Origin of the sequence: Idiomarina sp. UBA4206, assembly GCF_002383015.1 — a bacterium.
Classification (GTDB): Bacteria; Pseudomonadota; Gammaproteobacteria; order Enterobacterales; family Alteromonadaceae; genus Idiomarina; species Idiomarina abyssalis.
In genome coordinates, this window is record NZ_DFTS01000008.1 from 48,219 (window position 1) to 56,806 (window position 8,588).

Genomic DNA, 8,588 nt, shown 5'->3' on the forward strand with positions numbered 1-8,588 from the left:
AGCATGGCACCGGCTTCCGGCTCAAGGGCAACCATTCCGTCTAAAGCTTTCTCCCTGTCGACACCAAGGTGTTCGCAGACATTAAGTGCCAACGCAACGTTCTCAGCATGTTCGGCATAGCGAAAACGTTTCATGGTTTCCTCAGTAATAGCGTTAACTTCGTCTTCTGTTACACCATGCAGCTCGCTCTTTCGGTCTTGGCAGGAGTGCTTGAAGATGTCGAGTAAGTCTCGCTCAGCGGTGAATAAATCCCCTTTCACCGGGGTGCTACCGGCAAGGGCGAGTCCTACATCGTTTTCTCCCGGCCCCATCACATCTAAATGATCGGCTCGGGCATTGGTAATAACGCCTACTGTTGAACGTACCATTCGCAGTTCGCTTAAGGACTGGTACTGTGGTTGCAGCGCCATACATTCCATAACCACAATTTCGGGCTTTAATGCGGCCATTCTTTTCAGGGTGCGCATTTGTTCGATAATATTTGCGCCGCTAATGCGGTAAATAGGGAATTCTCGCCCCTCGGGGTCAGTAATGGCCGCGGCTGAACCTGTTGTTTTTGCGCAAATACGTTTTCCGCCGCTACGCAGCCCTGCAGCAATTAAACGGGTAACGCTGGTTTTACCGCGAGTGCCATTAACATGGACTCGAACCGGAATTTTGCGAACAAGCGCCCAGTGACGAACAGCCTCAAAAACGCCGGCAATGACGAGAACAACCCATAGTGCAGCGACAATAGCGAGCATGCTGGGTATTTCCACGGGAACCCTCCTGAAGGAAATTGTTTGAAAACACGACTATAATTACAGATAGTCTGCTAATAAGGCTATTGTTTTTAGGGATCTTTACAAAAGGTTAGTACAAAATGCTTAAACAACGAAAAACAGAAATAAAGTGGGGCATTATCTTCACCATTGCAGGTTTGTTGTGGATGTTAATGGAAAGATTAGTCGGTCTGCATGACAACTATATTGCTTACCACGCAACCTATACCAACTTCTTTGCACTCATTGCTATTGCTATTTATGTACTGGCACTGAGAGAAAAACGCGAAAAGGATCTAAATGGATCGATGACTTGGAAGCAGGGGTTTGTAAGCGGTTTGATAATTGCCGTTGTGGTGGCTATTTTGACGCCAATTAGCCAGTGGATAACCCATGTCATTATTTCGCCTGATTACTTTGAAAATGTGAGCAATTTTTCAGTAACTCAAGGCGAAATGAGTGCAGAACAAGCTGAGGTTTATTTTCAGCTTAGTAGTTATATTGTTCAGTCAATGATTTTTGCTTTAGTCATTGGGGCTATTACGGCGGCAATCGTCGCGGTGTTCATGAAAACACCGCAACCTGATGCTGATTAATGAGTTTCGAGAATTGGCCGGAGCACTTCCGCCCGGCCATCAATTTCCGTGAGAATCTCTAACCCCAGTAATTCTGCCAGCATTGGGTAAATATGAATGTTTTCAAAACGCTCAATGCTTTGTCCCTTATTAAAGGCGTTGCCGGTGGCAACAAATAACCCATCCATATCGCGAGTGCCGTAATACCCGTGAGTACCTCCATCAGAGCGTTCCTCAGCTGGTCGGGTAGCAAAGCTGTTTGGTGCGTCGGTTGCAAGCACGATAGCCGGCACACGAGGGCTATTAACAAAGTGTCGCTGTGCAAGTGCGCTTTCTGTTTCTATATAAAATGGCTGTTCCGTTGTTTGTTTTAAACGTTGACGGAGCGACTCAATGTGTTGCTCTGACGTATTTTCTTTAGCATAAATCAGCAAACGGGTTTGTGCGTTAATGACGGTAAACCGATCAGAGTGAATGTTCAGATCATCAACTTCTATCATTTTGTCGGCTAGTATCGGAGCCATGCCATGATCAGAAACCAACACTAAATTCACGGAAGCATCCACTTCTGTCTGTAACTTCCGCCACAACTCTCCAATAAGCTCGTCTATGTGCTGAACGGCCCCTTTTACTTGTTTCGAGTCTGGTCCGAAACGATGACCCATGGTGTCAACAACGGAAAAGTAGCCGGTAACCAGCCGTGGACGAGCTTTTTCCGGTAGCTTGAGCCAGTCGATGATTTGTTCGATTCGCTGGCGGTTAGGAACCGGGTGACTGTAATGATAAAAATAACTGGGTGTCCGGCCATTTATGCGGGCGTCGGATTCAGGCCAGAAGAAAGTGGCTGCTTTTACTCCCTGAAATTCAGCAAGGTTCCACAAAGGCAACGCGGTTATCCAACTGCTGTCTTCTAAGCCATCGCCCATACTGTACTTTTGTTGGCGCTCAGTATCGTAAAAGTTATTGTCGACTAAACCATGGTTGGTTGGATAGCGGCCGGTAATAATAGACAGGTGATTAGGAAAAGTCTTTGATGGATAAACCGGTATTAACCCCTCGCTGCGCACGCCTTCCTGAACAAGCTTGGCAATATTTTTCGCATCGTGCTTTTCAATATAGTCATGACGAAAACCATCTATTGAAATGAGCACCAGGGTTTGTTCGTTACTTTTGCCAAATGTAAATGACGAAAAAAGAACGAGGCAGACAATCAATAGGGTTTTCATAATAAGTTCCGGTATCCGGTTTCAGACCTTTTTAACAAATTCAGATTTCAGTTTCATTGCACCAATGCCGTCAATTTTGCAGTCAATGTCATGATCGCCGTCAATGAGACGAATATTTTTAACTTTGGTGCCTACTTTAACCACCGAAGATGACCCTTTAATTTTAAGATCTTTAATCACTGTGACGGTGTCGCCGTCTTCCAATGGTGTGCCGTTAGAGTCACGAAAGGATGGCGCATCGTCAGCCGCTTCAGGTTCGTTTTCGGACCATTCGTGTCCGCATTCAGGGCAAATGAGTAAAGTTCCGTCGTGGTAGGTAAAGCTGGAATTACACTCCGGGCAGGCTGGGAAGTCGCTCATATCAAGTCCTTTCTAGGGGATGAAAGCGGGTGATTATAGCCTGTCACCGACTCGGGCGCACTAGACAAAAATGAGTACCACCAGTGTCGTGACAATGGCGAGCAAAATATTAAGCACCACACCCTCTCTGGCCATGGCTTTTATGGTGACCCGGTTAGAGGCAAAAACAATGGAGTTTGGTGGTGTGGCTACCGGCATACAAAACGCGCAACTGCAGGCAATAACCGCAGGTATCATGAGTAACTCAATGGGTAACTCAAGGGCCGCTGCTGTGGCTGCAAGAATGGGCATCAGTAAGGTGGCAGTTGCTGTATTGGAGGTGACTTCTGTTACGAAGGACACGGTCAGCGCTAACACAAAAATAAGTAGCCATAACGGCAGCACGCCTAATGCGGTAAGTGACTGGCCAATAATTTCGCCCAAACCACTTTCCATAACGCCACGGGCTAAGCAAATACCGCCGGCAAACAGCAATAAAATGCCCCAGGGAATATCTTTTGCCAGTGGCCAGTTTAATAGCTTCTCGCGTTTAACTTTTCCGGTTGGAATAACGAACATGGCAACTACACCGGCCAGTGCAACGGTCGCGTCATTGAGGCTGCCAATGCCCAGTAAGCCGGTCCAGCCGCCAAAGGGTGCGGTACGTGTTATCCACAAAACGACGACGGTACCGAACACCATGAGCACACGCTTCTCATAGGTTGTCATTTCACTGGTGGTTGGTAACTCAAGTGGCTTTGATAATTTGACGTTGCGGGTTAACCAAAGTGCAATAACAGGTAAACCTAATAAAACCATGGGTAAACCAATGCCAAGCCAACGGGTAAAACTGAACTCGGTTCCGGTAATATTCTGGTAGATAGACGCAAAAATTAGGTTCGGTGGTGTTCCTACTAAAGTAGCGATACCGCCAAGTGAGCCGGCGTAGGCCAGGCCTAACAGCAGAGCCCGTTGGAAGTTTTCATCGTCGCTGGCATCGGCCAATGCCAATGCCACAGGTAAAAGTGCCAGCACACCTGCCGTATTCGATATCCACATGGACAGAAAGGCGGTCGCCGCCATAAAGGAAATAACCACTTTGCGGCCATTGTCAGCACCAATGCGGGCAACCAAAGAAAGGGCCATGCGCTTATGAACACCACTGGCTTCAACGGCTTTGGCCAACATAAAGGCGCCCATGAACAAGAGGATAATATTGTCGCCTAAAGCGCCTGCGGCTGTTTGTGTGTCGATAACCCCGAAGGCCGGAAGCAAGACGAAAGGGAGTAATGAGGTGACAGGTAAGGGGATGCACTCGGTTACCCACCACCAGGCTACCCAGACCACAGTGCTTAACTCAAGCGCGGCAGGTAATGGCATGTTCGCCAATTGCGTCGTGAGCAATACGATAAGTGCTGTAATCGGGCCCAGTGCTAAATGTTTCATTAATAGGTTGTCACATCCATTTCATCTTTTACCCTGTAAGATAATAGAGAAGTGACTGAATCAGCAACGAAAGATTAAAGGGGATAGCATGAATCAGCAGTTGGTTCGCTCTACCTCGCTCGCGGGCGCCATTGTTTTGGGGCTTGGTTCCATTTTAGGTACCGGTGCGTTCGTGAGTGTGGGTATTGGTGCGGATATTGCCGGTGGTGCCGTTTTATGGGCAACTCTCATTGCGGCGGTGACGGCCTTATGTAATGGCTTGTCTTCCGCGCAGCTGGCTTCTGCTCATTCCGTCAGTGGAGGCACCTACGAGTATGGCTATCGGTTTCTGACTCCGGCTTATGGTGTAACGGCGGGTAGCTTGTTCGTGGTAGCAAAAAGTGCTTCAGCGGCAACCGCTGCGCTGGCGGTAGGCTGGTATGTGACCAATGCCACGGCAATACCGGACTATTTAGCGCAGTGGATAGCGGCTGCGGTATTNNCTGGGGGGCGTTAAGCGCACAAATTGGGTTAACGCCGCCATTGTCACACTGAGCATAATTGCTCTGCTGGCCTTTATTGTTACAGGCCATCAGCAAACGGCTGTAATGCTAGAGCGGCAGTCTGTTAAGTGGTGGCAGGTACTACAAGCTTCAGCTTTACTCTTTGTTGCCTACACCGGCTACGGACGAATTGCTACCATGGGGGAAGAGGTACAAAACCCGCGCCGGGTTATTCCTCTGGCCGTTGTTTTAACTCTGGCGGTTGTGACGCTTCTGTATCTGGGAGTGGGGAATGCTCTGCTGCGTTTTCCCAGTATAGCGAACTTTCAGGCGGAGCATTTCTCTCTGGCAAGTTTGCTGCCGAGCGGACCTGTACAATGGTTAGTGACCGTTGGTGCAGTGGTTGCTATGGGCGGAGTTATTCTGAACTTAATTTTAGGGGTATCGCGGGTGATTCTGGCTATGGGCCGCCGCGCCGATTTACCCATGCGCTTTGCCAATTTAAACGGTCAACAAACATCGGCACCACCGGCAACCTGGCTAACTTGTATTGTCATGCTGGTGTTGGTCGCAATTGGTGATATAAAGACCGCATGGTCGTTCAGTGCCTTCACGGTTTTAGTGTATTATGGCATTACGAATTTGGCCGCATTGAAAGTCACAAAGAGTGATCGTTTTGTGCCAAAGTGGGTATCCATAATAGGTTTGGCCAGCTGTCTTGGACTGGCTGTTTTTGTGCCGTGGCAGGTGCTGTTGTCGGGCATCATTTTTATTGTCGTAGTTCTGCTGATACATCAGCTGAGACGCTAAGAGGTATACATGCGAGATATTGTTATTCTGCACGAAAACGAAGAGTGGCTGGTGCCACTAAGAGCAGAGTTTGAAAAGCGCGGCGTAGAAGCCAAAGAATGGTTCCTGGATACGGGAGTGATACCTTTTTCCGAGCTTCCGAAAGATGCGGTTTACTATAACCGTATGAGTGCCTCCTCGCACACAAGGGGCCATCGGTTTGCACCGGAACTGACTCGCATGGCGTTAACCTGGCTGGAAAAAAGTAACCGAACCGTGGTTAATGGCACCCGGGTGCTGGCACTGGAAGTGTGTAAGCTGTCGCAATATGCGGCGTTACAAAAAGCAGGCCTAAATGTGCCGAAAACGCAGGCAGTGGTCGGAAAAGATCTGCTGACAGAAGCGGCTGAAAAGTTTGCCGAGTGGCCGCTGATTTTAAAGCCTAATCGCGGGGGCAAAGGTTTAGGCGTCATTAAGTTTGACGATGTCGCTGGCTTAAGGAGTTATATCGACAGCGATGATTATGAAGAGCCGTTAGATGGCATCTGGCTGTTACAGGAATACATTAAGCCAAAGCAACCACATATCACCCGCAGCGAATTTGTCGGGCAGAAATTTATTTACGCGGTTAACGTGAACACTGAGCAAGGCTTTGAGTTATGCCCGGCCGATGTGTGCAGTGTGGATGATGCGTTTTGCCCAACCAATGAAGCACCTGCTGAGAACAATCAACCCAATAAATTCACTATTACACAGCGCTTTAATGACCATGAAATTATTTTTGCGCTGGAAGCATTCTTGAAGGCCAATGATATTGATGTGGCCGGCATTGAGTTTATTGAAGACGCAAAAGGCGAACTGTACGTTTACGATGTGAACACCAATACCAACTATAATCAAAGTGCCGAGCGTGAAGCCGGTGTTAAGAAAACGGGCATGGGGGCGTTAGCGGATTACCTGATCAGCTTAGCCCAATAAGCTAAACCAAAAAATGGCCCCATAAGAATGGGGCCATAACAAATCCAGGGAGGGATTGGTTTTTAGAAAGTGTATTCCACACCTAAAGAGGCTGTTTGAGGTTTGTTCGGACGCGCACCATGCGGTGAACGAGCAACAATCTTCTGCTGATCGAACAGGTTCTCAACTTTGAAATAAACCGCCATGTTGTTGTCGACTTCATAACGACTGACAAAGTCGGCCACAAACAGTGATTCGGTTTTGTTAAAACGGCTGTTGTCACGGTTACAGCCAACAGAGACGCACATTTCGTCAATGTATTTACCGACCACATAGTTTACCCAGCCTTTGTTGTTATCTAGCGCAACGCGAACACTGAAGGTATTCTGCGGAATGTCATTCAGTTCATCGCCGTCCATTAAACCTGTCACCGCGTTGTCCTGACTGATTTCACCTTTGGTGTAGGTGTAAGCCAAATCAACCGGCATAAGGAACTGACCCAATTCAAAGGTATTGCTCGCCTGTAATTCCAGACCGGCTACCGTTGATTCACCCAACACATAAGAGCCTGATTCAGCGCCATTGTCACATGGGTTAGCAATTGAACACTGCTGTGTGGTATCGCTAAAGTCGCTGTAGAAACCAATGGCTTCTGCAAAGAAGGAACCTTGATTAAAGCGAACACCGGCTTCGTAGTTGTTACTGGTTTCTGGCTCCTGGAAGTCTTTCGCACCGCCGCCTAAAGGCGAAAAGCCTTTATGAGCGCCTGCTAGTACCTGCCAGTTATCATTCACGTCATAAGTGAAGGAAACGCCCGGTAACCATTCGTCGCTGTCGTTTGAACGTGTGCTGTCCAGTTGCTCGCGAGCCGTGTCAGCAAACTGGTAACGATAAGACTCAACGTCTTCATAACGCAGTGCAAAGTGGACGTTAAGGTCTTCGGTTGCCTGCCACTGGTCTGTCAGCCAGAAGCTGACTGCATCAGCGCCTTCCAGACGGTTGTTACCGCCAGTAGGCATAACTTCAGCCTGGTATACAAGGCTGCCGTTAACCTGATCATAAATTCCAACCGGCTGGAAACGGTCCATTTCGTCGCTGTGGTCACGAACACCCACTTCAAGGCTATGAGTCCCTAAAGCAAACTGAGCATTAGCTTCAATGCCTTTAGATTCATAAGCTCGGTTGTTGTTTTTGTAGTTCAGACCGGCTTCATCCTGAGTGCCTTGCAAAATAGCTAATGCATCGGCGTCACCGCTGTTAGCCGCACTGACGTATGCATTACCGCCATCCAGTTTGAACCAGTTGCGAGCATAGTCGTTGTAGTAGCTTAAAATATTAAAAGTCAGATTATCAGTCGCTTCAAACGCATAGTTTAAGCTGTAGCCTTTGTGGGAGTTATCCATCTGATCAATTTCAGAAAGGCCATAACGGCGGTTTTCATCCTGAGCGAAATCGGCATCGGTCAAACCGAGATAAGTTTCGTTCGAGACTTCTTCTGAATATTGAACTTTGGCCAACAGGCTCTGGCGCTCGCTCGTCCACTGAAGTTTTGCAACATAGTCTTCAATATCAAAACCGGCGTCGCGGCTGCTGCGGTCAATTTCTTTGAAGCCGTCGCCGCTGCGTTGAACGGTTTCTAATAAAAAGCCCCATTGACCTTCAGTGCCACCAACATGAGCATGAATATCACGGCTGCTGTTTTCGCCAAACTGAGTCAGAACTTGTCCGCCAAAGTCTTCAGGAATAGGTGTTGTTACCAGGTTTAAAACGCCGCCGGTTGTCTGTGGGCCGTAACGCAGTAAAGGAGCACCTTTTAATACTTCAACGGATGACATACGGAAGGTAGTCGGGAAGTAGTAGGCCGCTGGGTTTGAATAAGGCGCCGGAGCCATCATAACGCCGTCTTCCAGCAAAGTGACCTTACTGACACGACCAGCTGTTGCGGCACGGATGCCAATGTTAGGACGCAGGCCCTGGCCGTCTTCTTCACGGACATAAATGCCCGGAATGGTT

General features: G+C 48.3%; 9 protein-coding genes. 4 read left to right on the top strand and 5 right to left on the bottom strand.

Annotation, left to right across the window (positions count from 1 at the left end; all coding sequences use genetic code 11):
• A partial coding sequence (gene pgsB / locus B3180_RS01160; RefSeq protein ID WP_286842437.1) for a poly-gamma-glutamate synthase PgsB occupies positions 1-758 on the bottom strand: 758 nt, incomplete at its 3' end.
• A 104-nt stretch (positions 759-862) separates the two neighbouring features.
• Between pgsB and B3180_RS01165 the strand changes: the two genes are divergently transcribed.
• Complete coding sequence (locus B3180_RS01165; protein ID WP_054490060.1) at positions 863-1,357, top strand: DUF4199 domain-containing protein; 495 nt, start codon at positions 863-865, stop codon at positions 1,355-1,357.
• Here the strand turns inward: B3180_RS01165 and B3180_RS01170 are convergent.
• The 3 genes from B3180_RS01170 to B3180_RS01180 are packed head-to-tail and all read right to left on the bottom strand — an operon-like array spanning position 1,354 to position 4,347.
• Positions 1,354-2,562: an ectonucleotide pyrophosphatase/phosphodiesterase gene (locus B3180_RS01170; protein WP_286842440.1), complete on the bottom strand. Its 1,209-nt coding sequence runs from the start codon at positions 2,560-2,562 to the stop codon at positions 1,354-1,356. The two genes, B3180_RS01165 and B3180_RS01170, sit on opposite strands and share 4 nt — an antisense overlap.
• A gap of 21 nt (positions 2,563-2,583) precedes the next feature.
• On the bottom strand, positions 2,584-2,922 hold the full coding sequence (locus tag B3180_RS01175; RefSeq protein WP_054490064.1) for a zinc ribbon domain-containing protein YjdM: 339 nt from the start codon (positions 2,920-2,922) through the stop codon (positions 2,584-2,586).
• Positions 2,923-2,982: 60 nt separating this feature from the next.
• Positions 2,983-4,347, bottom strand: a complete 1,365-nt coding sequence (locus tag B3180_RS01180) for an SLC13 family permease (RefSeq protein ID WP_286842443.1) — start codon at positions 4,345-4,347, stop codon at positions 2,983-2,985.
• A gap of 88 nt (positions 4,348-4,435) precedes the next feature.
• Here B3180_RS01180 and B3180_RS01185 point away from each other — a divergent pair, with 88 nt between their 5' ends.
• The 3 genes from B3180_RS01185 to B3180_RS01195 all read left to right on the top strand — a co-directional run bounded on the left by B3180_RS01185 (position 4,436) and on the right by B3180_RS01195 (position 6,596).
• A complete protein-coding gene (locus B3180_RS01185) occupies positions 4,436-4,843 on the top strand; it encodes a hypothetical protein (protein WP_286842445.1) in 408 nt (135 codons plus the stop codon).
• A gap of 91 nt (positions 4,844-4,934) precedes the next feature.
• Complete coding sequence (locus B3180_RS01190; protein WP_286842448.1) at positions 4,935-5,639, top strand: APC family permease; 705 nt, start codon at positions 4,935-4,937, stop codon at positions 5,637-5,639.
• A 9-nt stretch (positions 5,640-5,648) separates the two neighbouring features.
• Positions 5,649-6,596, top strand: a complete 948-nt coding sequence (locus tag B3180_RS01195) for an ATP-grasp domain-containing protein (RefSeq protein ID WP_286842451.1) — start codon at positions 5,649-5,651, stop codon at positions 6,594-6,596.
• A 62-nt stretch (positions 6,597-6,658) separates the two neighbouring features.
• Here B3180_RS01195 and B3180_RS01200 read toward each other — a convergent pair.
• On the bottom strand, positions 6,659-8,588 hold a 1,930-nt coding region (locus B3180_RS01200), incomplete at its 5' end, for a TonB-dependent receptor family protein (RefSeq protein WP_286842454.1).